The 24571-nt window shown below is 65.0% G+C and carries 23 protein-coding genes; 15 read left to right on the top strand and 8 right to left on the bottom strand.

Translation table 11 applies throughout. The features are described from left to right. Positions 1-151: 151 nt before the first annotated feature. Together ligA and KP010_RS12745 are read left to right on the top strand one after the other, a co-directional pair. On the top strand, positions 152-2290 hold the full coding sequence (gene ligA / locus KP010_RS12740) for an NAD-dependent DNA ligase LigA (RefSeq protein WP_142861978.1): 2139 nt from the start codon (positions 152-154) through the stop codon (positions 2288-2290). A 138-nt stretch (positions 2291-2428) separates the two neighbouring features. Then, positions 2429-3436 carry a methyltransferase gene (locus KP010_RS12745; protein ID WP_216280931.1) on the top strand — a complete coding sequence of 336 codons (1008 nt, stop codon included), beginning with the start codon at positions 2429-2431 and terminating at the stop codon, positions 3434-3436. Positions 3437-3467: 31 nt separating this feature from the next. Here the strand turns inward: KP010_RS12745 and KP010_RS12750 are convergent, their stop codons facing one another. After that, a complete protein-coding gene (locus KP010_RS12750) occupies positions 3468-4322 on the bottom strand; it encodes an invasion associated locus B family protein (protein WP_142861976.1) in 855 nt (284 codons plus the stop codon). A 125-nt stretch (positions 4323-4447) separates the two neighbouring features. Here KP010_RS12750 and KP010_RS12755 point away from each other — a divergent pair, with 125 nt between their 5' ends. After that, positions 4448-4867 carry a hypothetical protein gene (locus KP010_RS12755; RefSeq protein ID WP_142861975.1) on the top strand — a complete coding sequence of 140 codons (420 nt, stop codon included), beginning with the start codon at positions 4448-4450 and terminating at the stop codon, positions 4865-4867. A gap of 2 nt (positions 4868-4869) precedes the next feature. On the opposite strand, the gene KP010_RS12760 is transcribed toward KP010_RS12755, so the two are convergent. From KP010_RS12760 to KP010_RS12770, 3 genes are all read right to left on the bottom strand, one after another. Beyond that, a complete protein-coding gene (locus tag KP010_RS12760) occupies positions 4870-6366 on the bottom strand; it encodes a methyltransferase domain-containing protein (protein ID WP_142861974.1) in 1497 nt (498 codons plus the stop codon). A 134-nt stretch (positions 6367-6500) separates the two neighbouring features. After that, positions 6501-6911: a DUF2267 domain-containing protein gene (locus KP010_RS12765; protein WP_142861973.1), complete on the bottom strand. Its 411-nt coding sequence runs from the start codon at positions 6909-6911 to the stop codon at positions 6501-6503. A gap of 72 nt (positions 6912-6983) precedes the next feature. Next, positions 6984-8216: an aspartate kinase gene (locus KP010_RS12770; protein ID WP_142861972.1), complete on the bottom strand. Its 1233-nt coding sequence runs from the start codon at positions 8214-8216 to the stop codon at positions 6984-6986. Positions 8217-8508: 292 nt separating this feature from the next. Here KP010_RS12770 and ubiG point away from each other — a divergent pair, with 292 nt between their 5' ends. After that, entirely contained in the window at positions 8509-9282 is a 774-nt protein-coding gene (ubiG, locus tag KP010_RS12775) for a bifunctional 2-polyprenyl-6-hydroxyphenol methylase/3-demethylubiquinol 3-O-methyltransferase UbiG (RefSeq protein ID WP_142861971.1), read from the top strand. A gap of 8 nt (positions 9283-9290) precedes the next feature. On the opposite strand, the gene murJ is transcribed toward ubiG, so the two are convergent. After that, positions 9291-10829: a murein biosynthesis integral membrane protein MurJ gene (gene murJ, locus KP010_RS12780; RefSeq protein ID WP_216280932.1), complete on the bottom strand. Its 1539-nt coding sequence runs from the start codon at positions 10827-10829 to the stop codon at positions 9291-9293. A 313-nt stretch (positions 10830-11142) separates the two neighbouring features. Further along, positions 11143-12102, bottom strand: a complete 960-nt coding sequence (locus KP010_RS12785; protein WP_142861969.1) for a glycosyltransferase family 2 protein — start codon at positions 12100-12102, stop codon at positions 11143-11145. Between the two features lie 104 nt (positions 12103-12206). Between KP010_RS12785 and KP010_RS12790 the strand changes: the two genes are divergently transcribed. Further along, positions 12207-13061 carry a ChbG/HpnK family deacetylase gene (locus KP010_RS12790; protein ID WP_142861968.1) on the top strand — a complete coding sequence of 285 codons (855 nt, stop codon included), beginning with the start codon at positions 12207-12209 and terminating at the stop codon, positions 13059-13061. Between the two features lie 96 nt (positions 13062-13157). On the opposite strand, the gene cysK is transcribed toward KP010_RS12790, so the two are convergent. Further along, positions 13158-14147: a cysteine synthase A gene (gene cysK, locus KP010_RS12795; RefSeq protein WP_142861967.1), complete on the bottom strand. Its 990-nt coding sequence runs from the start codon at positions 14145-14147 to the stop codon at positions 13158-13160. A 47-nt stretch (positions 14148-14194) separates the two neighbouring features. Beyond that, positions 14195-14707 (bottom strand): Lrp/AsnC family transcriptional regulator, encoded by a 513-nt coding sequence (locus KP010_RS12800; protein ID WP_108917747.1) that lies wholly within the window; start codon positions 14705-14707, stop codon positions 14195-14197. A gap of 350 nt (positions 14708-15057) precedes the next feature. On the opposite strand from KP010_RS12800, the gene KP010_RS12805 reads away from it, so the two are divergent. The 10 genes from KP010_RS12805 (at position 15058) to KP010_RS12850 (ending at position 24531) form a co-directional block, all read left to right on the top strand. Further along, complete coding sequence (locus KP010_RS12805; RefSeq protein WP_108917748.1) at positions 15058-15519, top strand: Rrf2 family transcriptional regulator; 462 nt, start codon at positions 15058-15060, stop codon at positions 15517-15519. Between the two features lie 244 nt (positions 15520-15763). After that, positions 15764-16486: a protein-L-isoaspartate O-methyltransferase gene (locus KP010_RS12810; protein ID WP_142861966.1), complete on the top strand. Its 723-nt coding sequence runs from the start codon at positions 15764-15766 to the stop codon at positions 16484-16486. 143 nt (positions 16487-16629) lie between these two features. Further along, complete coding sequence (locus tag KP010_RS12815; RefSeq protein ID WP_142861965.1) at positions 16630-18054, top strand: TolC family outer membrane protein; 1425 nt, start codon at positions 16630-16632, stop codon at positions 18052-18054. Between the two features lie 188 nt (positions 18055-18242). Continuing rightward, positions 18243-18995, top strand: a complete 753-nt coding sequence (locus KP010_RS12820) for a PopZ family protein (protein ID WP_142861964.1) — start codon at positions 18243-18245, stop codon at positions 18993-18995. Between the two features lie 44 nt (positions 18996-19039). Continuing rightward, the gene (locus KP010_RS12825) at positions 19040-19393 is read left to right on the top strand and encodes a septum formation initiator family protein (RefSeq protein ID WP_108917752.1); all 354 of its coding nucleotides are present in this window, start codon (positions 19040-19042) and stop codon (positions 19391-19393) included. Positions 19394-19543: 150 nt separating this feature from the next. Beyond that, a complete protein-coding gene (pdhA, locus tag KP010_RS12830; protein WP_142861963.1) occupies positions 19544-20581 on the top strand; it encodes a pyruvate dehydrogenase (acetyl-transferring) E1 component subunit alpha in 1038 nt (345 codons plus the stop codon). Between the two features lie 228 nt (positions 20582-20809). Continuing rightward, a complete protein-coding gene (locus tag KP010_RS12835) occupies positions 20810-22249 on the top strand; it encodes a pyruvate dehydrogenase complex E1 component subunit beta (RefSeq protein ID WP_142861962.1) in 1440 nt (479 codons plus the stop codon). 20 nt (positions 22250-22269) lie between these two features. After that, entirely contained in the window at positions 22270-22968 is a 699-nt protein-coding gene (locus KP010_RS12840; protein ID WP_142861961.1) for a hypothetical protein, read from the top strand. Positions 22969-22970: 2 nt separating this feature from the next. Beyond that, positions 22971-23945: a 2-oxo acid dehydrogenase subunit E2 gene (locus tag KP010_RS12845; protein ID WP_185966422.1), complete on the top strand. Its 975-nt coding sequence runs from the start codon at positions 22971-22973 to the stop codon at positions 23943-23945. 244 nt (positions 23946-24189) lie between these two features. After that, positions 24190-24531, top strand: a complete 342-nt coding sequence (locus KP010_RS12850) for a hypothetical protein (protein WP_108917756.1) — start codon at positions 24190-24192, stop codon at positions 24529-24531. The last annotated feature ends 40 nt before the right edge of the window (positions 24532-24571 follow it).

The raw sequence follows: 24571 nt of genomic DNA on the forward strand, positions 1-24571 counted from the left end.
TCGAAACCTCGACCGCTTTGCGTCATCGCGCAAATGATCGTAAACGGCTGAAGCGGCGCGAGCCCTCATCCGACCCTCGCTGACGCGAGGGCCACCTTCTCCCACAAGTGGGAGAAGGGGCGCGCGCTGGTTTTCAAGTTCGGAAGTCATCATGAGCGCTGATGATGGTCGCCCCTCGGGCAAACGCGCCGAGAGAAAGCCCACGCCGATCGAAGATCTCTCGCCGCGGCGGGCGAAGCTCGAATATTCGCGGCTGGCGGATGAGCTCGCCGAATATGACCGCCGCTATTATCAGGAAGACTCTCCCGCGGTCAGCGACGCCGACTATGACGCGCTGCGCCAGCGCTATGAGGCTTTGGAAAAAGCCTTTCCCGAGCTTTCCTCCGACGCCTCGCTGACCAAGAAGGTCGGGGCCGCACCGGCGGAGAAATTCGCCAAGATAAAACATGTCGTGCCGATGCTCTCGCTCGGCAACGTCTTCGCAGACGAAGAGGTTCATGAATTCGTCGCGCGCGTGCGGCGCTTTCTGGGCTTCTCGGACGAGGCGCCGCTCTTCTTCACCGCCGAGCCGAAAATCGACGGCCTCTCCTGCTCGCTGCGCTATGAGAAAGGCGCGCTCGTCTATGCCGCGACGCGCGGCGACGGCTATGAGGGCGAGGACATCACCGCCAATATTCGCACGCTCGGAGAAATTCCGCAGCGCCTGCATGGCGATAGCTGGCCGGATGTGCTGGAGGCGCGCGGCGAGGTCTATATGCGGCGCGAGGATTTCTTCGCGCTCAATGAAAGACAAGCGGCCGCGGGCAAGCCGCTCTTCGCCAATCCGCGCAATTCCGCCGCGGGGTCGTTGCGCCAGCTCGATCCCAAGGTGACGGCGAGCCGGCCTTTGCGTTTCTTCGCCTATAGCTGGGGCGAGGTGAGCGTCATGCCGTCCGACACGCAATACGGCATGGTGCAGGCGCTGGCGAGCTTCGGCCTGCCGACCAATCCGCTCACCAAAATTTGCGTCGGCGCCGAGAAGATGCTCGCGCATTTCCGCGATATAGAAGCGCGCCGCGCCACGCTCGGCTATGACATAGACGGCGTCGTCTACAAGGTGGACGATATCGGCCTGCAAATTCGCTTAGGGTTCGTCTCGCGCGCGCCGCGCTGGGCGGTGGCGCATAAATTCCCCGCCGAGCAGGCCAAGACCATCGTGCGCGGCATAGACATAAATGTCGGCCGCACCGGCGCGCTGACGCCGATCGCGCGGCTGGAGCCGGTGACGGTCGGCGGCGTCGTCGTCTCCAACGCCACGCTGCACAACGAGGACGAGATCGCGCGCAAGGATATTCGCGTCGGCGATACGGTCGTCGTGCAGCGCGCCGGCGACGTCATTCCGCAGATCGTCGAGGTGGTGCTGGAAAAGCGGCCGGAGGGAACGAAGCCTTATGAATTCCCGCATGTCTGCCCGGCCTGCGGCTCGGCGGCGGTGCGCGAGATCGACGAGAAGGGCGTCGAGGATGTGGTGCGCCGCTGCACCGGCTCGCTGGTCTGTCCAGCGCAGGGCATCGAGCGCTTGAAGCATTTTGCCTCGCGCAACGCCATGGACATAGAGGGGCTCGGCGACAAGCAGATCGAGGCTTTCTTCGAGGAAGGCCTCATTCGCACAGCCTCCGAAATTTTCACTTTGGCCGAACGAAACCGAGCGAGCCTCACCAAGCTCGAGAACAGAGAGGGCTATGGCGAGACCTCGGTGCGCAATCTCTTCGCCGCGATCGACGCGCGGCGCAGCGTGCCGATCAATCGTTTCCTCTTCGCGCTCGGCATTCGCCATGTCGGCGAGACCAACGCCAAGCGCCTCGCGCGGCATTTCGCCGATTTCGCCAGCCTTCGCGACACGGCGCGCGACGCCGCGCCGGGAAGCGAGGCGCGCGAGCGCATCGAGTCGATCGAAGGCATTGGCGGCGTCGTCGCCGAGGCGCTCTATGATTTCTTCGCCGAGAAGCACAATGAGGACGAGATCGATGCGCTTCTCACGCATCTGACGCTAGAGCCCATGCCGCAGATCGAGAGCGCCTCGCCGGTCGCCGGCAAGACGGTGGTCTTCACCGGCGCGCTGGAGCGGCTCACACGCGATGAGGCCAAGGCGCAGGCCGAACGTTTCGGCGCGAAGATTTCCGGCTCCGTGTCGAAGAAGACCGATCTCGTCGTGGCGGGGCCGGGCGCCGGCTCCAAGCTCGCCAAGGCCGAGGAGCTGGGCGTCGAGGTCATCAGCGAAGAGGAATGGTTTGCGCGAACGGGACAGTAGGGGACGAAATCGACCGGCGCGTCGCGAAATGATAAGACGAGCCGCTATTTCAGATGCAAGGGAACTCCCTTCTCCCACTTGTGGGAGAAGGAGACGCGCGTCGAGATTCCAAATCGATCTTCCAAATTGAGGACAAAGATGAGCCAGCTCTCACCGGAAAAAATCCTCGGTCTCGGTCTCGGCTTCTGGAACTCCAAGGCTCTGCTCTCGGCGGTCGAGCTCGGCCTCTTCACCGTTCTCGCCGAAGGCCCGGCCGACGCCGAAACGCTGCGCGTCCGCCTCGGCCTGCATGAGCGTTCGGCGCGCGATTTCTTCGATGCGCTGGTGGCGCTCGGAATGCTCGAGCGCGAGAACGGCCTCTATCGCAATACGGCGGAGACGGACCTCTTCCTCGATCGCGCCAAGCCGAGCTATGTCGGGCAGATATTGGAAATGTCCAATCTGCGCTTGTTCTCGAGCTGGAACCGCCTCACCGAGGCGTTGCGCACCGGCGCGGCGCAGAGCGAGAACGCCGCCGAAGGGGATTTCTTCGGCGCGCTCTACGCCGATCCGGAAAAGCTGCGCGGCTTCCTCACCGCGATGAGCGGCATAAGCGCCGGTCCGGCGCAGGCCATCGCCGCGAAATTCCCGTGGCGGGACTACAAGACTTTCGTCGATGTCGGCTGCGCGCAGGGCATGGTTCCCGTCACGGTCGCGCGCGCGCATCCGCATCTGACCGGCGGTGGCTTCGATCTCCCGCAAGTGCAGCCGGTGTTCGACGATTTCATCGCGCAGAACGGGCTCTCCGATCGGCTGCGCTTCTATCCGGGCGATTTCTTCGAGGATGCGCTGCCCAAGGTCGACGTCATCGTCATGGGGCATATTCTCCACGATTGGAATCTCGAGGAGAAGCGCCTGCTGCTGGCGAAAGCCTATGAGGCGTTGCCGAAGGGCGGGGCGCTCATCGTCTATGAAGCGCTGATCGACGACGAGCGCAAGACCAACGCCTTCGGTCTGCTGATGAGCCTCAACATGCTGATCGAGACGCCCGGCGGCTTCGATTACACAGGCGCGGATTGCCTGGACTGGATACGCGACGCCGGCTTCGCGCAGACGCGCGTCGAGCATCTATTGGGGCCGGATTCGATGGTCATCGGCGTGAGGTGAGGCGTTTTCGATATGGCGCGGCTTACGCGGCTCAGGGGCATTCCTTCTGCACGCGGCCGAGCGCGTCGGAGAGGCCTTTCAGCGAATAGACGTCGGTCGTGACATTGCCCTTGGCGGAGGGCGCCTTGACGGTGAGCTTGGTCCCGCTCTTCAGCGCCTCGACGAATTCCTTCTCCTTCGCCGGATTCTTCACCCAGGCGTTGGAGCCTTTGGTCACGAGCTCGAAACTGCCGCCGTCTATGTCGGCGCTGGCGGCGCCGCCGTCTTTGGCCGCAAAGCCCAGAATGATCGCCACCTCATTGCGCACGCCTTCGGCCGGCCGCGTCGAGATGAAGACATAGGCCTTGTCGCGCTGCAATTTACCCGGCTGGCGGTCTTTCGGCTCGGCGAGCGCATAGCAGGTCTTGTCCTTGCCTTGCCCATGCGCGGTCATGGCGTTCCAATCGCCATAGGAGCCGACGGCGGTCGGCGTCTTGGCGCCGGCCTTCTCCTTCTCGGCCGGCTTTTCCTTGCCGGCCTTGGCGGTCTTGCCGTTCTTGTCCTTGCCGCTTTTGGCGTCCGGCTCTTCCTCCGCCGCCGCGGGCTTTTTCGCTTCGGCGGTTTTCTTCGCTTCGGCGCCTTTCTTCGCCTCGGCGCCTTTCTTGGCGTCGGCCGGCTTCTTGTCGGCGTGGCTCTTGGCGTCGGCCGGCTTCTTCGCGTCGCTGGGTTCCGTCTTCTTGGCGGGCTCCGCTTTCCTGGCGTCTGGCTTGGCCGGCTTCTTCTTGTCGGCCTTGGCGTCGGAGGCCGCATCCTCGGCCGCCGGCTTTTCTTTGGCGAGCGCCGGCGCCGCGACAGTGAGGCCGAGGCCGGCGGCGAGAAGGAGGAGAAGGAAAGAGGGACGAATCATACGGCGGATTCTATCGCCCGAGCCTGTGGCGAACCAGTGGCGGCGAAGGCTGCGACATTGTCATAGTGGAATGTTTCCTGCTTGGCGCAAGCGCGCGAATGAGGCGCGCGAGACAGGATGTTTCCATGGCCAGACGGCACATTCTCTATATCGAGCGCGGCAAGCTGCCGGACCGCGCCGCTCATCAAAAGGCGATCGACGCGACCAAGATCGCCGTCTCGCTGGATCACGATTACGCCCCTTTCGCCGTCGAGGGCTATCTGCCCTGCACATTCGACGGCGAGGACGCCGGCTTCGACATTCGCTTCGCAGAGCGCGACCCCGCCGTGGCCCTGCCGGCGGAAATCGCCGAGGCGATCGGCGGCCGCGATGTGCAAGTCGCGATCAAATGGTCGAGCGACCCCCGCGAGACGATCGCGGCCCTGGCGTTCAGCGCCGCGCTGGCGAAGGATTTCGGCGCCGTGGCGCATGATCCCGACAAGGATAAGATCATCGCCGCCGACGCGCTGCTGAAGCAGGCGAAGGCGGCGCAGGACGAGCTATAGGTTCAACGCCGCCGCAGCAGGACCAGCCGGCCGTCGACCGGCCGGTTGGCCTCTATGCGGATCGTCGTCTCCCGCGAGACCAGCGGGACGAAATCTTTCTCCCACGATTTTTCGACATAGGCCGGGTCATGCCTGAACCGACCTGTCGGCGTGAGCGCATAATCGGCTTCGACCCCGGTCTCGATGCTGAATGCGAAAACGCCGCCCGGGGCGAGGCGCGCCGCGACGCTCGCGAACAGAGCGGAGAGGTCGCCGAAATAGATCAGCAGGTCGAGCGCGACGACGAGATCGAAGCGCTCGCCATCGGCTACCAGGAAATCCTCGACGTCCTGCTCCGCCAGCCGCGCATAGATCCGGCGTTCGCGCGCCTTCTCCAACATGCGCGGGGAGAGGTCGACGCCGACGATCTCCTCGCCGAAGCCGGCGAGCATTTCGGCGGCGAGGCCGGTGCCGCATCCAAGATCGAGAATGCGCGGGAAGGCGCGCGCGGTCTCGGCCAGCAGCGGCTGTAATGTCGTGGGCAGGCGATAGCCCAGCGTCTCGACGAGATGCCGATCGAAGTCCGGCGCATATTTGTCGAAGCAGGCGGCGATATAGGCGCGCGACGCGCGCTCGCTCCGCAATCCGCGCAATGCGGCGAGATGATGGGGGATGATCGGATCGTCCGGCGCCCCGCGCAGCAGCGCTTCGCCGAGGCGGATCGCCGCTTCCTTTCGGCCGAAGCCGCAGAGCGACTGGAAGCCCGAGCGAGCGACGCGCTCGTCCTCCTCCGCATGGAGGCCGGCGGCGCGCCGATAGGCGGCGAAGGCCTCTTCCGGCGACGCTGCGATCGCCGTTTCCACAAAAGCCGCGAGCGCATATTTGCGCACGATCGGCGCTTCTTCGGGCAGCGCCTCGGCGGCGCGCTGCAATGCCGCGCGCGCGGCCGCGAATTCGCCGATCAGATAGAGCGCCTGACCATAGCAGGCGTAGAGGCCTGGGGTGGCGACGCCGCGCTCCAGCGCGCCGCGCAGCAGCGTGACGGCTTCGTCATAGCGGCGGCTCTCGAGGCAGATGAGGCCGAGCCCGGTCGCCGCCTCTGCGCAGGCGGGGTCGAGATCGAGCGCCGCGAGATAGGAATGCTCGGCGGTGGCGGTCTCGCCGATCTCGTTGCAGAGGCTGGCGACGGTGAGCCAGACCTGAGCGCGGCTCGGATCGCGCTCCAGCGAGGCGATGAAACATTGCAGCGCGTCGGCCTTGCGGCCGTCGAGCCAGAGCACAGCGCCGAGATCGGCGAGGAGATGGGCGTCCTCGGGCGTGAGCGAGGCCGCCGTCGTCAGAGCGGCGACGGCGCCGGTCACATCGCCCTCCTGCCAGAGGCCGAGGCCGAGATAGCGCAAAGCTTTGACCGGCGATTCGCCGGCGTCGATCATTTCAGCGAAACGAGGAAAGCGCGCGCGCCAGACAGCGAGCGTGTCGACGAGGTCCGGCGGCGACGGAGGGGAAATATGCAGACTCATGCGGCTATGCTCCCGAAACAAACGGGACATATTCTGCCGCGCCGAGCTGTCGTCAGGCTTGCCTGGCGGTCTCCTTCATCGGAGCCGAAGAGCGAGCCTGAAGGTTCGCGTCTGTCCGCCGAACGAAAACGACCTCATAAAAACTGCGACAGCCCCGGCACGGAATCGGTGATTTGCTTCAGCTTGTCCTTGCCGACCAGCCCCTCGGCATGGGCGAAGAACTCCTTGGCCAGCGCCTGGCTCTGATCCATGGAGAGGCCGACGCTGGAGAGTCGTCCGGCGAGCGCCATCAGATCGCCCTTGGAGCCGCCGACGAGGCCGCCGAGCCCGCCCAACAGACCGCCGAGCAGCCCGCCATCCGCCGCCGGAGCCGCCTCGGCCGCGGCGATCGCCTCCTCGGCGCCGGGCAGCTTGGCGATGAGATCGGCCGCCGGACCGTCCGGGAATTCCTTGCGGAAAAAGCCGAGCACATGGCCGGCGGCGAGGCGCGCCGTCTCGGGCTCGACGCCGAGCGCTGCGGAAATGCGGGCGATCAATTCATCCATGCTCGGCTCCTACTTTTAAAATAAGCTCGGTCTCGACAGTTACGCGGCGATTGCGACGAATTCGCAGCGGCCTCACTCGGCGTCGAGGCCATAGAGCGAATGCAGCGTGCGCACTGCGAGCTCCGTATAGGCGGCGTCGATCAGCACGGAGAATTTGATCTCCGAAGTGGTGATGGCGCGAATGTTCACGCCCTTGTCGGCCAGCGCCTTGAAGGCGCGGGCGGCGACGCCGGCGTGGCTGCGCATTCCTATGCCGATGGCCGAGACCTTCGCCACATCCTTGGCGCCGGTGAGCCCTGCATAGCCGATCGAGGGCTTGGCCTTCTCGAGAATGGAGAGGCAGCGCTCATATTCGGCGGCGGGCACGGTGAAGGTCATGTCGGTCATGGTCGCGTCGGAGGCGACCTGCACGATCATGTCGACATTGACGCCGGCCTCGGCCAGCGGCACGAAGACGGCGGCCGCCACGCCCGGCTTGTCGGCGACGCCGCGAAGGGTGATCTGCGCCTCGTCGCGCGAGAAGGCGATGCCGGTCACGACCTGGGCTTCCACAATATCCTCCTCTTTGCAGATCAGCGTGCCGCTGTTGGGACGGGCCGGATCGTCGAAAGACGAGCGGACGAAGGTGCGGACCCCATGCACCATGGCCACCTCCACCGAGCGCACCTGCAGCACTTTGGCGCCGAGCGAGGCCATCTCCAGCATCTCCTCGAAGGCGATGCGCTCCATGCGTCGCGCCTTGGGCACGACGCGCGGATCGGTGGTGTAGACGCCGTCGACATCCGTATAAATGTCGCAGCGGTCCGCCTCGATCGCAGCGGCGACGGCGACGGCGCTGGTGTCCGAGCCGCCGCGGCCGAGTGTGGTGATGCGGCCGCTCGGCTGGTGAATTCCCTGGAAGCCGGCGATGACGGCGACCTCGCCGCGATCGAAGCCGGCGCGCAGAGCGGACCCGTCGATCGATTGGATGCGCGCAGAGCCATGGGCGTCGCTGGTCAGGATCGGGATTTGCCACCCCTGCCAGGAGCGCGCGGACAGGCCGATATTCTGCAGGGCAATGGCCAGAAGGCCGGCCGTCACCTGCTCGCCGGAGGCGACGACGGCGTCATATTCGCGCTGATCGTGCAGAGCGGCGGCGTCCTTGCACCAGGCGACCAGCTCATTGGTCTTGCCGGACATGGCCGAGACCACGACGGCGACCTTGTATCCGGCCTCGACCTCGCGCTTCACATGGAGCGCGACATTGCGGATGCGCTCCACATTGGCGACCGAGGTGCCGCCGAATTTCATCACCAGACGAGCCATGACCGACCTAGATTGGAAACACGGGCCCGGCTCGGGCGAGCCGGATGGCCGCTCGCATCCGACCAAAAGCGGGCGTATATGTGACGCCCCCGCCGCCGGTGTCAACGCCGCGGCGGGGTTCCGCGTGCTTCGAGACGCCCGCCACGCGGGCTCCTCGGCATGAGGAGCGCCACTGGTGACGGGAGCAATCTCTCCCTCATGCCGAGGAGGCTCCGAAGGAGCCGTCTCGACGCATGAGGGCGAGCTCCAGATCGCGAGAGCGGCCGCCGAGGCCGAACAAAAGAGGACAAGCGTGCCGCATCATCATGACCGCCCCCATTCCGCCAGCGTCGATCCCGCCGACGTCGACCGTTTCGACCGGCTCGGCGAGCTGTGGTGGGACGCCACGGGCAAGATGGGCATTTTGCACGACATCAACCCGGTTCGCGTCGAATATATCCGCGACCACGCATGCCGCCATTTCCGCATGGACGGAGCGCCGCGCGACCGCCATGACGCGCAGCCGCTCGACGGGCTGCGGCTCGTCGATATCGGCTGCGGCGGCGGCATATTGAGCGAATCGCTGGCCGAGCTGGGCGCGAAGGTCACGGCCGTCGATCCTGCGCCCAATAATATAGAGGTGGCGCGCCGCCATGCGGAGCGCTCCGGCCTCGACATCGCCTATCGCAACAGCACCGCCGAGGCGCTGGCCGCGGAAGGCGCGCGCTTCGATATCGTCGTCGCCATGGAGGTGCTGGAGCATGTCGAAGGACAGAGCGATTTCGTCGCGACGCTCGCCTCGCTGGTCGAGCCCGGCGGAATGCTGTTTCTCGCGACCATAGACCGCACGCTGAAGAGCTATGCGCTGGCGATTCTCGGCGCCGAATATGTGCTGGGCTGGGTGCCGCGCGGCACGCACGACCACGACAAATTCGTCCGGCCCGACGAATTGTCCGCCTGGCTGCGCCGCGCCGGGCTGCGCGAGATCGACCGCTCCGGCATGAGCTTCCAGCCGCTGACGCGCAGCTGGCGCAAGAGCCACGACACCGATGTGAATTATATGATGGCGGCGAAAAAGTCCGGCTGACGCGCAGATCAGCGTTTTGCCCGTCTCAGCTGCGACAGGCGCAGGCCGAAGAGGCGCAGGCATAAGGCGAGAACGCTTCCATAGACGAGCGCTCCCGCCGCGCCCAGCAGCAGCAGAGCGGCGATATCGCGCAAGGGGCCGAGGCCCCCGGTCAGCGCCATCGCCGGCCCATAGCCATAGACGGCCGTCGCCAGCAGGGGCGCGCTTGCGCAAAGACTTGCGATCGAGACGCGCAAAAACGTCTCGTCGAAGCGCATCGCCCCGCGATGCAGCGCGAGGCCGATCAGCGCTGCGAGATTGAGCCAGAGGCCGACGGAGGTCGCGGTGGCGAGGCCCGGCGCGCCCATCGGCTCATAGAGCGCGATCTTCAGCCCCACATTCACGACGACAGCGCCGAGCGCGACATACATGGGCGTCTTGGTGTCGCCATGCGCCTGAAAGCTCGCGCGCGCCGAGGCGATCAGCACCAGCGCCATCAGCCCGCCGCCATAGGCCGCGAGCACATCCGCCGACGCGGCGGCGTCAGCGTGGGTGAAGGCGCCGCGCTGGAAGACGCCGCTCATGATGAGCTCGGGGATCGTCACAAAGGCGATGAAGAAAGGCGCGGCCAGCGCCACTGTCAGCGCCATCACGCGATTTTGCGCGGCATGGGCGCCGTCCTCATCGCCGGCGGCGATGCGGCGGCTCATCTCCGGCAGCAGCACTGTGCCGGCGGCGAGGCCGATGACGCCATTGGGCAGCTGATAGATGCGCTCGGCGTAAGTGATCGAGGAGACGCCGCCGTCCGGCAGCATGGAGGCGATGATCGTATCGGCGAAAATGGCGATCTGCCCGCTCGCCGAGCCGATCACCGCCGGCCCCAGCATCAGGAAGAATTCGCGCACGCGATTCCAATGCGGCCGCGCGAGGCCTTCCATCACGCCGATCATGCGGGCGTTGGCCATCAGCAGAGCGAGCTGCAAGACGCCCGAGACGGTCACGCCCCAGGCGGCGGCATAGGCCGCGCTCGGAAAGAGAAAGGCGACGGCGAGCGCCGCCATCATGGAGAGATTGAGCAGATTGGGCGCGAAGGCCGGCGCGGCGAAGCGGCCATTGGCGTTGAGCGCGCCCTGATGCAGCGTCACCAGAGTCATGCAGAGCAGATAGGGAAAGGTGATGCGCGTCAGCGAAACGGCGAGCGCGAATTTTTCCGGCCGATCGTCGAGGCCCGGCGCGAGCAGGGCGACGAATTGCGGCATGAAGGCGTAAGCGAGGATGAGCAGCAGAATCTGCGAGGCGAGCAGAAGCGTGAACACCTCGCTCGAGAATTCTTTCGCCGAGTCTTTTCCCTGTTGCTCGAGCGCCTTGGAATAGCAGGGGACGTAAGCGGCGTTGAAGGCGCCTTCGCCGAAAATGGCGCGGAAATGATTGGGCAGTCGAAAGGCGATGAAGAAAGCGTCCGCCGCGAGCCCGGCGCCGAGAATGCCCGACAGCATCACATCGCGCAGAAAGCCCGTGATGCGCGAGAGCAGCGTGAAGCCGCCGACGGAGAGGAGATTGCGGATCATCGGCGCCTGCGCCCGCGATACACACTCTCCTCGATGACTCTACGATTCATACATTGCGAGACGCTGAGGCCGTCATGGCCGGGCTCGTCCCGGCCATCCACGCCAAGCAGCTGAGCAACCAAAGGAAAGCGCCCGCTATCGACGGATTCCTCCCACGGCGGCCGCCGGAGCTTCGGCGTCACGCCAAATTTCTCGAAACGCCTCGGCGTCTCGGCGTGGATGGCCGGGACAAGCCCGGCCATGACGTCGCGGGGGCGAGGATGTGTGCTTTCAATGGCCCTCGAGAGGGAAGTGGGGCGCGCGCGCCGGATCGTCATTGTTCTTCCACTCCGACCCGTTCGGCGACGAGATAGAGCGGACGTCCTTTCACCTCGGCGAAAATGAGGGCGATATATTCTCCGAGCACGCCGAGCGAGAACAGCTGCATTCCGCCGAGAAAGGCGATGGAGACGATCAGCGAGGCGTAGCCGGGGACATCCACGCCATAGAACACGGTGCGCCAGAAATAATAGGCGGCCATGGCGAGCGCGAAGGTCGAGACGGTGATTCCGATCACCGCCCATACCTTCAGCGGCACCGAAGAGAAGGACATCAGCCCGTCGAGCGCGAAGCGGACGAGCTTGGCGTAATTGAATTTGGAGCGGCCGGAGGCGCGCTCCTCCACCTCGAAGGGCACGCCGATCGATTTGAAGCCGATCCAGGCGAAAAGACCCTTGGAGAAGCGCGCCCGCTCGCGCATTCGCGAGAGCGCGTCGATCGCCTGGCGGTCGAGCAGGCGAAAATCGCCGGCGCCGCGCGGCAGAGGCGTCTCGCCGAAACGATCGAACAGGCCATAGAAGAGATTGGCGAAGAGCGATCGCAGCAGCGGCTCGCCGGCGCGGTCGCGGCGCACGCCATAGACGTTCTTATAGCCCTCGCGCCATTTGGCGACGAATTGCGCGATCGTCTCCGGCGGATGCTGCAGATCGGCGTCCATCAGCACAACGGCTGCGCCGCGGGAGTGGTCGAGAGCGGCGGCGATAGCGATCTCCTTGCCGAAATTGCGGCTGAAGGACACTGCTTTGACGCGGGCGTCCTCCTCATGCAATTCGCGCAATCCCGCGAGCGTTTCGTCGGAGGAGCCGTCGTCGACGAAGACGATCTCGAAAGAGGCGGCGCAGCGCTCCAGCACGGGCTTCAACCTTGCGACGAGCGGGCGGAGATTGGCCGCCTCATTGAAGACCGGAATGGCTACGGATATCTCCGGAGGCGGATTTTCGGCTTTATCGTCCATCGCTCGCCTTATAGGTTCGAACCGGGCAAGAGAAACGGGCAAGACCTAGGCGGGCGCGCGAAAATGCGCAAGCGCGCCGCGGTGGGGGAAGGGCAGGACAGAAGATGGCGGCGCAACGTGCGGTCGCGCTCTGCGCGGACGATTATGGTCTCTCCATGGGCGTCAGCCTCGGCATTCTCGAGGCGCTGGACGCCGGGCGGCTGACGGCGGTCTCCGCGCTCACCAATGTCGATCGCTGGCCGGCTATGGGGCGGGAGCTGGCGCGCCGCCGCCATGACGCCGATATCGGCGTGCATTTCAATCTGACCCTCGGGCGCCCGCTCGCCAATATGCCGAAATTCGCGCCGGGCGGCGTGTTTCCGCCTTTGCGCGAGGTGATTCGCGCCGCCATGCGCGGAAAGCTGCCGATGGAGGAGATCCGCGCCGAGATCGACCGCCAGATCGACCGATTCTATGCGGTGATGAGCCGCGCGCCGGACCATCTCGACGGGCATCAGCATGTTCATGCGCTGCCCGGCGTGCGCACGGCGCTGTTCGACGCGCTGGAGAAGCGCGGCCTCACCGGCGAGAAGCTGTGGCTGCGCGACGCCGGCGATCGAATGCATCGCATCGTGATTCGCGGCTCGGACATGCGCAAGGCTCTGGCGGTGCGCGCCATCGGGCGCGGCTATCGGCGCGAGGCGGTGGCGCGCGGCTTTCTGCTCAACGAAGGCTTCGCTGGCTTTTCCGATTTCGATCCGCAGAGCGATTACGCCGCGCAATTCGAAACCTATTTGCGCGCGCCCGGCGAGCGGCATCTCGTGATGTGCCATCCCGGCCGCGTCGACGAGGATTTGCGCGCGCAAGATCCGGTGACCGTGACGCGCGAGCAGGAGCTCGCCTTTTTGCTCTCGCCGCGTTTCGAAGACGTGATGCTCAATCGCAGCGCCGCGCTCGGCCGGTTGAGGCGGGAAGCGTGAAACAGCTTCGTCGGCGGCAATGTTCGACGGCGAAGCTGATCACGAACGAAAAGACCGGCCGATGCGAACAGAAGCCGGTCCCGCGATGCAATTATGTCAGACGCCTTCGAACAGCGCGGTCGAGAGATAGCGCTCGGCGAAATCGGGGATGATCAGCACGATATTCTTGCCCTCGGCCTCTGGACGCGCGGCGATTTCGAGCGCTGCGGCGACGGCTGCGCCCGACGAGATGCCGACCGGAATGCCTTCGAATTTGGCGAGCTGACGCGCGGTCTCGAAAGCGGTCTGATTGCCGATGGTGACGATCTCGTCGATGATCGTGCGGTCGAGGATCGGCGGCACGAAGCCGGGGCCGATGCCCTGAATCTTATGCGGTCCCGGCGGACGGCCGGAGAGCACCGCCGAATCCTCGGGCTCCACGGCGACGACCTTGAGGCTGGGGCGGCGCGGCTTCAGCACCTGGCCGACGCCGGTGATGGTGCCGCCCGTGCCGACGCCGGAGACGAAATAATCGATTTCGCCCTTGGTGTCGTTCCAAATCTCTTCGGCCGTGGTGACGCGATGGATTTCGGGATTGGCCGGATTCTCGAACTGCTGCGGAATGACCGCGTCGGGATTTTCCGCGGCGAGCTCGGTGGCCTTGGCCACGGCGCCCTTCATGCCCTGCGCGGCCGGCGTCAGCACCAGCTCGGCGCCGAGCACGGCGAGGATGCGCCGACGTTCGATCGACATGGATTCCGGCATCACCAGAACGAGGCGATAGCCGCGCGCGGCGGCGACGAAGGCGAGCGCAATGCCCGTATTGCCGGAGGTCGGCTCGATCAAGAGATTGCGGCCGGGCGCGATGCGGCCGCTCTTTTCCAGCGAGTCGATCAGATTGACGCCGATGCGATCCTTGACGCTGGCGAGCGGATTGAAGAATTCGAGCTTGCCGAGAAGATTGGCTTTGACGCCCTTCTCCTTGGCGAGACGGTCGAAACGCACGAGCGGCGTATCGCCGATCGTCTGCGTGATCGAATCATAGATACGGCCGCGGCCGGGTTTTTCCGATTGGCTGAAAATCGGCGCTGCTACTACCTCTGACATGGGTTGCTCCTCGAATTATGTCGGTCGCTGACGCGCTTGTCGCGAGCTTATCCTGCGACGGCCTCTTCGGCCACCCGGCGCGCGCGGGGAAATGCGATCGGCGGAGCGGTTTCGAGCGGCAGAGCCGTCGTCGCCTTGATTCGCTCCATGGCGAAGCGCGACACCACATTGCGCAGAGGCGCGACCGCGATGAGGCGCTTATAGAATTCGTCGAAGGCGATCATGTCGGAGACGACCACCCTCAGCATGTAATCGACGTCGCCCGCCATGCGATAGAACTCCACCACCTCCGGCATGGCGGCGACCGAACGGGTGAAGCGATCGAGCCAGGCGTCGGAATGCTCGCCGGCGACGATGGAGACATAGACGCTGAGGCCGAGACCGAGCTTCTCGGGCGAGAGCAGAGCGACCCGCCCCTGCAGAACGCCGCTCGCCTCCAGCCGCTGGATGCGCTTCCAGCAGGGCGTCTGCGACAGCCCGACCTGCGCCGCTATGTCGGCGATGGAGAGAGAGGCGTCCTCCTGGAGAATCGAGAGAATGTGGCGGTCGATGGCGTCCATGGCGCTTCCGGCGTTCGAGAAAGATTTTCCTATAGTCCACAAAAATACTATAACATGTCAAGAAAGAAGCGACGGCCGAGGCGGCTCGCGGCCCGACGGCTATGACGGCGGGAAATGGCGCGACCGCGGTCGAATTGCCCGCCGCGCTGGGGTGAGCGCAGCTTAATCGCTGATTTGTCTACGAATAACATAGGCTGTAGAAGAAACTCGCCGCTTGGCGCGGCGTCGAGGGCCGCCTGGCCGCCAGTGGACAAGGGGCGCAAAATGGCGCCAATTTGCTGTAGAATCTGCTCGCCGGAGAAAATTTCACCCTACACGCCGGCTATGCGGACCCGAGGAGACGCCGCTTCATGTTGACGAAGAAAGCGAAATACGGATTGAAGGCGATGGTCTATCTGGCCGGTTTCGAGCCGGGGCGGACCTCGCTCGTCACCGATATCGCCGCGGCGAATCAGATCCCCAAGAAGTTTCTCGACGCCATTCTCGGCGAGCTGCGCAACGCCGGCTTCGTCCACTCCAAGAAGGGCAAGGGCGGCGGCTACACGCTGGCCCGTTCTGCGCAGGAGATACGCGTCGGCGCCGTCATAAGAGTGCTGGACGGACCGCTCGCGCCGATCCAATGCGCCAGCCGCACCGTCTATCGCCGCTGCGACGATTGCGAGGACGAGGCCCATTGCACGGTGCGGCTCCTGATGCTCGAGGCGCGCGACGCCATCGCCAGCGTGCTCGACAATTGCACGCTCGCGCAGATGCGGGCGCTCGGCGAGGACGGCCCGGCCGGCGCGCTCGTGTCCGAACTCGAGCGAAACTGACGGCGCTCGCGCGGAATCGGGGGAGGGCGTCCGGTCGCCATGGACATGGGCGCGGCGCGAACCTATAAAGCGCACGGCCGAGCTCTTGCAGCGCGGCGCGAGCGAAAGCGTTCGGCGAGAGGAGCCGGCCCGTCCGAACGCCTTCTTTGGAATTTTGGCGTCTATTCAATATGCGGGGCGCCCGCGGCGGACCGGCGGCCGTCGTCGAGACCCCGCGAGAGGCCGGCGCGACGCCGGAAGGTCGATGGCCGAAGCTGCTGAGCTCCACGCAGAGACGAATTCGCAACAAGGCGCGGCGACCGCCGCCCTGCGCCAGACGATGGTCGAGCGGCAGTTGCGCACATTCGATGTGACGGATCTGCCGCTGCTGCGGCGCTTCCTCGCCGTGCCGCGCGAGATTTTCCTGCCGCACGATCTCGCCCCGCTCGCCTATTCCGATCTCGCGCTGACCCTCAAGGACGAGCACGGCCGCCTCGCGCGCGCGCTGTTGCCGCCGCTGGTGCTCGCGCGTCTGCTCCAGGACGCCGAGATTCGCGAGACCGATCGCGTGCTCGATATCGCCGGCGGCACTTTCTACTCCTCGGCGCTGCTCGCGCCGCTGGCGCGCGAGATCGTCGCCCTCGAGGACGACGCCCGCCTCGCCGCGACGGCGCGCGCCTATCTGCAATTCTTCGGCGTCGGGAATGTCCGCGTCGAGACCGGCCCGCTCGCCGCCGGCGTTCCCTCGGCTGCGCCCTTCGACGTCATCCTCGTGCAAGGCGCGGTGGAGGCCGGTCTCGAGCGTCTTTTCGAGCAGCTCGCCCCCGAAGGCCGTCTTCTCGCCATCGCCAAGGCGGAGCCGGACGCCGGCTGGGCCGTCACCCGTTACGATCGCTCCGGCGGCGCTCCGGCCGGCGCGCGCGCTTTGTTCGACGCCTCTGCGCCCGTTCTCGAAGGCTTCGAGAAGGCGCCCGGCTTCGTATTCTGACGGCGGCGATTTCCCAAGTCGACGATATCCAAGTCTTCGATCTTCTGGCTCGGATTCCCTGTTTCGAGCGTCGTGTTCCGTGAGTAGGCCGTAGGGCTCGTCGAGCGCCGAGCGCGCCGTGTCGCAGAGCGGGTCTTTGTGGAATGCGTATCGTCGAATTGCGTCCGTCGTTCTGGCTCGGGCTGTGGCTTTTGGTCATGGGCCTCGCTCATTCGTCGTCGGCCGCGGCGGAGACTCTGAAAGAGGCGCTGGCGCGCGCCTATCACGGCAATCCCGACATGAATCAGCAGCGCGCCAATGTGCGCGTCAGGGATGAGGAGGCGCCCAAGGCCGCCGCCGGAATGCGTCCCAAGGCGAGCATTTCGGCGAGCGCCGGGCCGCAGAACTCCAACATCAAGATCCCGGCGGGCCGCAGCCAGCTGACCGGCCAGCGCACCTATATGTATGACGAATATGTCGGCTATCCGCGCGGCGCGACATTGAGCCTCTCGCAGACGCTCTATGACGGCGGCCGCACCGGCAATTCCGTGCGGCAGGCCGAATCGGGCGTCTACGCCGCGCGCGAGGCGATGCGCCTCACCGAACAGGCGACGCTGCAGAATGGTGCCGCCGCTTATATGAATGTGCTGCGCGACACGGCGGTGCTCGATCTGCGCAAGAACAATGTCGCCGTGCTGGAGCAGCAGCTCCTGCGCACGCGCGACCGATTCGCAGTGGGCGAGGTGACGCGCACCGATGTCGCGCAGGCCGAATCGACGCTCGCCCAGGCGCGTACGGAACTCTATGGCGCGCAAGGCCAATTGAAGACCAGCGTCGCCAATTATCGCCAGATCATCGGCGTCGAGGCGAAAAATCTGCAGCCGGCGCAATCGGTCGAGGCGCTGCTGCCGAAGTCGCTCGATCAGGCGATCACGGTCGCCATCGTCGAGCATCCGGGCGTCGTCGCCGCGCAGCATCAGGTCGATGTCGCCGCTTCCGCGGTAAAGGTGGCGGAAGGCGCGCTGGCGCCGACGCTCTCCGTCGCCGCGCAGCTCTCGCAGCAATATGATTCCTTTCTCGGATCGCCGGCGACGCGGCAATTCTCCGCCGGCGCGAGCGGACGGCTCGACGTGCCGATCTATCAGGGCGGCGCCGAATACGCCTCTATCCGCCAAGCCAAGGAGCAATTGGGCCAGGCGCGCTTCAACGCCGATCTGCAGCGCGACAGCGTGCGCGCCAGCGTCGTCTCCAGCTATGCGCAGCTCGACACGGCGCGCGCTTCGATTCTCTCCGGCCAAGCCGCTGTCAAAGCGGCGGAAATCGCTTTGCGCGGCGTGCGCGAGGAGGCGCAGGTCGGCCAGCGCACGACGCTCGACGTGCTCAATGCGCAATATGCGCTGCTCAATGCGCGCGTCGCTCTGATCATCGCGCAACGCGACCGCGTCGTCGCTTCTTACGCTGCGCTCGGCGCGATCGGCCGATTGTCGGCCGCGAATCTGAAGCTCGATGTCGTCGCCTATGATCCGACGGCGCATTTCGAGCAAGTGAGAGGCATGTGGCTCGGCCTCGACGCGTCCGCTGCGCATTGAGCGGCGCGCCGCGCGGCGCCGATCGTTAAAAATTCGTGTGAAAACTCCCGTACGCACAACCCCCGCGGTTTCACCCAAAGGGGGAATCGTCCGATGATGCGAATCGACGCTCGCAAAGAGCGGAGAGGAGAGCGAGCGGCGACGATATTGCGAAAGCCGTCGCCGCGAGACGGGAAGCAGCACATCTCATGAGCGCAGTGAACGCTTCGATCACCGCGCCGGCGCTCGACGCCGAGCGCAGGTCGCACGAGCCGTCGATGGAGGAAATCCTCGCATCGATCCGGCGCATTATCGCCGATGACGACGCTTTGCCGGCCGCGAGGCGCGAGCGCGACAAGGAGAAGCGTCCGGCCGAGCCGCAGCAGCGCGAAGAGACGCCGCCTGCGCCCGCCGCGCGCGCGCCTGTGGCCGCGCGTCCGGCCGCGCCTTCGCCGGTCGCCGCCGCTCCCGCTCCCATCCCGGCGGTGGAGCCGGCGAAGCCCGCCGATTTCTGGCTGCGGCCGAGCGCTGCTCCCGAGCCGGAGGCGTCCGCGCCCGAATCCGCGGATCAGAGCCGCTGGTCGGAAGATACGGCCGAGGAAGCGGTGGACGAAACGCTCGACGAATCTCTCGCGGCGGCCGAGGAGCACTATGTCCAGGATATGGACGAGGAGGGCGCCGAGGACGAGCCCATGACGGCGAGCATCGAGCCGAGCCCGGCCGAGCCGGCCAATGACAGCGAGCCGACGCCGCTCGTCTCGACCGACGCGGCCATGTCCATCGGCGCGCATTTCCAGGCGCTGGCGGCGAGCATCGTCATCAGCGAGGCCGATCTCATCGAGCGCTATGCGCAGGACATGCTGCGGCCGATGCTGAAGCAATGGCTCGACGACAATCTGCCGCATCTCGTCGAGCGCCTCGTGCGCGCGGAGATCGAGCGGGTCGCGCGCGGGCGGCGCTGACCGCCCGATTCGGCGAGACCCAGGCCGTTAACGGCGCTTATACAATGTTCGCGCAAAGTGGCGGCATGTTCGCTCGTCATGTTCTGCGCTCTTTTGTGATCCCCCTGCTGCTCTACGGAGCGGCGGGGCTCGTGGCGAGCTATTTCGTCTGGCACGGCGTCAACGGTCAGCGCGGACTCAAGGCCGGCGTCGAATATGAGCAGCGCATCGCCGAATTGCGCGGCGAGCTCGCCGGGCTGAAGGCCGAGCGCGCGCAATGGGAGCGTAAGCTGGCGCTGGTGCGCGGCGACGTCGTCGACGCCGATATTCTGGACGAGGAGGCGCGTCTGGTGCTCGGCCGCGCGCATCGCAACGACATCGTCATTCTCACGCCGCCTGCGCCGTCCACGCGCCGCTGAGGACAGCGCCGCGAGACGGCTCGTTTTCGGCGCGTGCTCGAGCTATTCTGCCGGAGGCGGAGCCCTTGCCGCGATGCGGGAGGGACGAGGGCTCGCTCTTCGCCTCACGCGCTCCCAGATAGTGTCGAACGACCACGAGGACGGGCGGACATGCCGGCAGCGGATAAGAATGCGAAACTCGCCGATGTCGCTGGCGCGGCCGAAGGCGCGCAGGCCGAGGGCGGCATCTTGGCCTTCACGCGCGAGCAGGACCTTTCCGCCTATCGGGCCATGCTGCTGATCCGCCGCTTCGAGGAGAAGGCCGGCCAGATGTATGGCATGGGTCTCGTAGGCGGCTTCTGCCATCTCTACATCGGCCAGGAGGCGGTCGTCGTCGGCGCGCGAATGTCGGCGAAATCCACAGATCAATTCATCACCGGCTATCGCGACCACGGCCATATGCTCGCCTGCGGCATGGAGCCGAGGCGCGTGATGGCCGAGCTCACCGGGCGGCGGGGCGGCTATTCCAAGGGGAAGGGCGGCTCGATGCACATGTTCTCGCGCGAGAAGAATTTTTATGGCGGCCATGGCATCGTCGGCGCGCCGGCCCCGCTCGGCGTCGGCCTCGCTTTCGCCGATCTCTATCGCGGCGACGGCTCCGTCTCGCTGACCTTCTTCGGCGACGGCGCCGCCAATCAGGGCCAGGTCTATGAGAGCTTCAACATGGCGGAGCTCTGGAAGCTGCCCATCGTCTTCATCGTCGAGAATAATCGCTACGCCATGGGCACGTCGGTGGAACGCTCCTCTGCGCAGTCGAATTTTTCGATGCGCGGCACGGCCTTCAACATTCCCGGCCGGCAGATCGACGGCATGGATGTGCGCGCCGTCGCCGCCGCCGCGCGCGAGGCGCTCGACTGGTGCCGCGCCGGCAAGGGGCCTTTCCTCATCGAGGCGCAGACCTATCGCTATCGCGGCCATTCCATGTCCGATCCGGCCAAATATCGCTCGAAGGAAGAAGTGCAGCGGGTGCGCGAGGAGCACGATCCGATCGAGCAGGTGCGCGCCCGTCTGCTGGCCGGCGGAGCGAGCGAGGACGAGCTGAAGCAGATCGACGCCGCCGTGCGCCGTATCGTCTCCGAGGCGGCGGATTTCGCGACCAATGATCCAGAGCCCGATCCGAGCGAATTGTGGACGGATGTGGTTCTATGAGGGAAAGGCGGGCTCATCGCGCGCGTTTCCTTCTCCCGCTTGCGGGAGAAGGCAGCCCTCGCGTCAGCGAGGGTCGGATGAGGGCTCGTCGTTCTTCTGCTCCTTCGAACTTACGGCCCGAGGCGGTTGTTGCGGCGATAGCCCTCATCCGACCCGGCTTCGCCGCGCTCCCTTCTCCCACAAGTGGGAGAAGGGAGCGCGCGCCCTCTTTATTGTGCGGATAAATCCATGACCGTGAATGTCCTCATGCCCGCGCTGTCGCCCACGATGGAGCAGGGCAAGCTCGCCAAATGGCTCAAGAACGAAGGCGACAAGGTCAAGGCCGGCGATGTCATCGCCGAGATCGAGACCGACAAGGCGACGATGGAGGTGGAGGCCGTGGACGAGGGGGTGCTCGCCCGCATCCTCGTGCCGGGCGGCGCCGAGAATGTCGCCGTCAACACGCCCATCGCCGTCATCGCCGAGGAGGGCGAGGAGATCGGCCTTGCGGAGGCTCCGCCTTCGACGCCGGCCGCCCCCGCCGAGACCGTCGCGCCTACGCCCGCCAAGGCGCCGGATATTCCGGCCTCCGCTCCGCAGGAGGCGGCCGTCGTCGCCGCCGTTCCCGCTGCGCCGGCCGCGACTGCGGCCGAGCCCGCCGCTCCCTCGCCCGCCGTCGCCGTCCCCGAAATTCCCGCCGATACGACGCTGATCCCCATGACCATGCGCGAAGCTCTGCGCGACGCCATGGCGGAGGAGATGCGCCGTGACCAAAATGTCTTCGTCATCGGCGAGGAGGTCGCCGAATATCAGGGGGCCTATAAGGTCACGCAGGGGCTGTTGCAGGAATTCGGCCCGCGCCGCGTCGTCGATACGCCCATAACCGAATATGGCTTCGCCGGCCTCGCCGTCGGCGCCGCCTTCGCCGGGCTGCGGCCGATCTGCGAGTTCATGACCTTCAATTTCGCCATGCAGGCGATCGATCACATCGTCAATTCCGCGGCCAAGACGCTCTATATGTCCGGCGGGCAGATCAATTGCCCCATCGTCTTTCGCGGCCCCAATGGCGCCGCCGCGCGCGTCGCCGCGCAGCACAGCCAGGATTATGCGGCCTGGTTCTCGCAAGTGCCGGGGCTGAAGGTGGTCGCACCCTCCAACGCCTCCGACGCCAAAGGGCTTTTGAAGAGCGCCATTCGCGATCCTAACCCGGTGGTTTTCCTCGAGAATGAGATTCTCTATGGCAAGCAATGGGACACGCCCATGCTCGAGGATTTCCTCATCCCTATCGGCAAGGCGCGCATCGCCCGGCCGGGAACGGATGTGACGCTCGTTTCCTTCTCCATCGGCGTCACCCATTGTCTTTCGGCCGCCGAGGCGCTGGCCAAGGAGGGGATAGAGGCGGAGGTCGTCGATCTGCGCACGCTGCGGCCGATGGATGTTCCCGCCATCATCGAATCGGTGAAGAAGACCGGCCGTTGCGTCGCGGTGGAGGAGGGCTGGCCGCAATGCGGCATAGGCGCGGAGATCGCCGCCCGCGTGCAGGAGGAGGCGTTCGATTATCTCGACGCGCCGGTGCTGCGCGTCACCGGCAGGGACGTGCCTATGCCCTATGCCGCCAATCTCGAGAAGCTGGCTCTGCCTTCCGTCGCCGATGTGATCGCGGCGGCGAAGGCCGTGCTGTATAGATAATTTGATTACCTGGGGGCGAAATGGCTGACTTACTTCAAGAACTAACTTCGAACTTGCCAAGCGACCCCGGCAGTGCATTCGTCATATTTGCCGAAAGAGTTTTTAGTATATTTGAGGCAGGACGCAGGATTGGCAGCCCGGACGCGGTTCGTATTTATTTATTCTATAAAACATTTGCATCTCGATTCAATCTAGACATCGTTATTGACGACCTCGATAGCGTAACAGACCACAATATAAAAGGTATTTCGAACAATATACTTGGGAATCGCGTAAAATTCGTAAAAGGGTACGTTTCATCTGAAATTAACGAAATGATAGACCAAATTTCTACAAATTTCGACGGGTCCTTTGGTGTTGCTAGGTTGAATGAGCAAGAAAAGCAAAAGATCCGCGATCATCTAGAAAAAATAAGGCGGCTGATTGATGAAAGTGGGCTCCCTGTTAGGAAAAAGAACGCTCTTTTCGAGAGGTTAAACGCGCTTGCCCAGGAGGTTGATCAATATGGCACTCGAACAGATAGATTCTTTGCGTTCATGAGTGATGTTGCGTTCGTGGCAGGGGACATGGCGAAGAAATCAAAGCCACTAATCGATGAAGTGAAAGATATGATAAAAGTGGTTAGCCGATCACGAGCGCGGCAAGAAGGGGTTTCTCTACCTCCAGGAGACGAGCCAATTCTTCTCCCGCCCCCTGAAAATATCTCTGATGAGGTTTAGCTATGGTGCTGCTTGGAGGTGAAATAGGGGGGCGTATTGGCGGAGCTGACGGCCGCATTTTCGCTTCGCCACTGGCGCGGCGGCTCGCCAAGGACAATGGGCTCGATCTCGCCGCGCTGAAGGGTTCCGGCCCGCATGGCCGCATCGTCGAGCGCGACGTGAAATCGGCGCTCGGCTCCGGCGCGCGGCCCGTGGCGACGCCGCCCTCCGCCCCAGCGATCGAGGCGCCGGTCGGAATGTCCGACGCCGTGGTGCGCCAGCTCTTCGCGCCCGGCTCCTTCACCGAGGTTCCGCATGATTCGATGCGCAAGGCGATCGCGCGGCGCATGGTCGAGGCGGTGCGGACGATTCCGCATTTCGCTCTGCAGACCGATTGCGAGATCGACGCGCTGCTGCGGCTGCGCGAGGATTACAACAGCGCCGCGCCCAAGGGCGCGAATGGCGAGCCCGAATGGAAAGTCTCGGTCAACGACATTATCGTCAAGGCGATGGCGCTGGCGCTCCAGACGGTCCCGGACGCCAATGTCACCTTCACGCAGACGGCGATGCTGAAGCACAAATCTTCCGATGTCGGCGTCGCCGTCTCCATCCCTGGCGGGCTGGTGACGCCCATCGTGCGCAACGCCGAGACCAAGAATTTCCGCGAGATCGCCATCGAGCTGAAGGATTTGGCGCGGCGCGCCCGCGAGCGCAAGTTGAAGCCCAATGAATATGAGGGCGGCGTGACCGCCGTCTCCAATCTCGGAATGTTCGGCGTCAAGAATTTCGCCGCCGTGATCAATCCGCCGCACGCGACGATTCTCGCTGTCGGCGCCGGCGAGGAGCGCATCGTCGCTAGAAATGGCGCGCCCGTCGTCGCGACGATCATGAGCGTCACCCTCTCGGTCGATCATCGCGCCGTCGACGGCGCGCTCGGCGCGACCCTGCTCGCGGAATTCAAGCGGCTGATCGAGCATCCCGCCGCCATGCTCGCATGAGCGGCGGATTCGCCCCCGCGATCTCTCCTCCTCGTTTGTATAAATACATAATACATAACGCGAATATTTCATGAAGGTCACGTAACCTCGGCGTAATATGCTTTTTTGTTCGAAATTTCCAAAAAATCCCCGACCGAGACGTTTTGCCGTCAGGACGGCGGCAGACTTTTCGGCCTATGATCGTCGTCATACGGTCGGCGACGGCTGCCGAATCACGAAAATTTTGCGCAGAGGAGATTTCGAGATGGACAATGTTTCGCGCGGCGTCCAGGGGGCCTGGCGCGACCTGTCGCATTTTCTTCCGGCCCGGGCGCGGATGCGCCCCACATTGCGACGCAAGGCTCAATCCCTAGTTCACCGAGGCGATCTTTCGCCGGACTGTATCGTCACCTCCATATTCGAGACGGGAGAAGCCGTGATGTGCGTCACGCAATTCGCCGTCGGCGGCGCCCATCAGACCGTCATCGCGCCGCTCGGCCAGCTCGCTTTCGATCGCGCCGGTCCGCTGTCGAAGGAGATCGATCTCCTGCGCGCGCGGCTCTCGCGCGATCCCGCCGCCGTCCGCCGGCCCGCGGAGATTTGTTGACGAATTGTTCATCGACTTGTGCGTCGACACACAGAAACGC

The sequence above is a fragment of the Methylosinus sp. KRF6 genome, assembly GCF_018887255.1.
Lineage (GTDB): Bacteria > Pseudomonadota > Alphaproteobacteria > Rhizobiales > Beijerinckiaceae > Methylosinus > Methylosinus sporium.

What these genes read in the sequence shown, in the direction of transcription:
- KP010_RS12850 (WP_108917756.1), top strand. Translation starts at nt 24,190, where the DNA reads ATGGACAATGTTTCGCGCGGCGTCCAGGGGGCCTGGCGCGACCTGTCG.
- KP010_RS12835 (WP_142861962.1), top strand. Translation starts at nt 20,810, where the DNA reads ATGACCGTGAATGTCCTCATGCCCGCGCTGTCGCCCACGATGGAGCAG.
- KP010_RS12820 (WP_142861964.1), top strand. Translation starts at nt 18,243, where the DNA reads ATGAGCGCAGTGAACGCTTCGATCACCGCGCCGGCGCTCGACGCCGAG.
- KP010_RS12840 (WP_142861961.1), top strand. Translation starts at nt 22,270, where the DNA reads ATGGCTGACTTACTTCAAGAACTAACTTCGAACTTGCCAAGCGACCCC.
- KP010_RS12755 (WP_142861975.1), top strand. Translation starts at nt 4,448, where the DNA reads ATGGCCAGACGGCACATTCTCTATATCGAGCGCGGCAAGCTGCCGGAC.
- KP010_RS12810 (WP_142861966.1), top strand. Translation starts at nt 15,764, where the DNA reads ATGGCCGAAGCTGCTGAGCTCCACGCAGAGACGAATTCGCAACAAGGC.
- KP010_RS12825 (WP_108917752.1), top strand. Translation starts at nt 19,040, where the DNA reads ATGTTCGCGCAAAGTGGCGGCATGTTCGCTCGTCATGTTCTGCGCTCT.
- KP010_RS12790 (WP_142861968.1), top strand. Translation starts at nt 12,207, where the DNA reads ATGGCGGCGCAACGTGCGGTCGCGCTCTGCGCGGACGATTATGGTCTC.
- KP010_RS12845 (WP_185966422.1), top strand. Translation starts at nt 22,971, where the DNA reads ATGGTGCTGCTTGGAGGTGAAATAGGGGGGCGTATTGGCGGAGCTGAC.
- KP010_RS12760 (WP_142861974.1), bottom strand. Translation starts at nt 6,366, where the DNA reads ATGAGTCTGCATATTTCCCCTCCGTCGCCGCCGGACCTCGTCGACACG.
- pdhA (WP_142861963.1), top strand. Translation starts at nt 19,544, where the DNA reads ATGCCGGCAGCGGATAAGAATGCGAAACTCGCCGATGTCGCTGGCGCG.
- KP010_RS12805 (WP_108917748.1), top strand. Translation starts at nt 15,058, where the DNA reads ATGTTGACGAAGAAAGCGAAATACGGATTGAAGGCGATGGTCTATCTG.
- murJ (WP_216280932.1), bottom strand. Translation starts at nt 10,829, where the DNA reads ATGATCCGCAATCTCCTCTCCGTCGGCGGCTTCACGCTGCTCTCGCGC.
- KP010_RS12770 (WP_142861972.1), bottom strand. Translation starts at nt 8,216, where the DNA reads ATGGCTCGTCTGGTGATGAAATTCGGCGGCACCTCGGTCGCCAATGTG.
- KP010_RS12750 (WP_142861976.1), bottom strand. Translation starts at nt 4,322, where the DNA reads ATGATTCGTCCCTCTTTCCTTCTCCTCCTTCTCGCCGCCGGCCTCGGC.
- KP010_RS12800 (WP_108917747.1), bottom strand. Translation starts at nt 14,707, where the DNA reads ATGGACGCCATCGACCGCCACATTCTCTCGATTCTCCAGGAGGACGCC.
- KP010_RS12745 (WP_216280931.1), top strand. Translation starts at nt 2,429, where the DNA reads ATGAGCCAGCTCTCACCGGAAAAAATCCTCGGTCTCGGTCTCGGCTTC.
- cysK (WP_142861967.1), bottom strand. Translation starts at nt 14,147, where the DNA reads ATGTCAGAGGTAGTAGCAGCGCCGATTTTCAGCCAATCGGAAAAACCC.
- ligA (WP_142861978.1), top strand. Translation starts at nt 152, where the DNA reads ATGAGCGCTGATGATGGTCGCCCCTCGGGCAAACGCGCCGAGAGAAAG.
- KP010_RS12815 (WP_142861965.1), top strand. Translation starts at nt 16,630, where the DNA reads ATGCGTATCGTCGAATTGCGTCCGTCGTTCTGGCTCGGGCTGTGGCTT.
- KP010_RS12785 (WP_142861969.1), bottom strand. Translation starts at nt 12,102, where the DNA reads ATGGACGATAAAGCCGAAAATCCGCCTCCGGAGATATCCGTAGCCATT.
- KP010_RS12765 (WP_142861973.1), bottom strand. Translation starts at nt 6,911, where the DNA reads ATGGATGAATTGATCGCCCGCATTTCCGCAGCGCTCGGCGTCGAGCCC.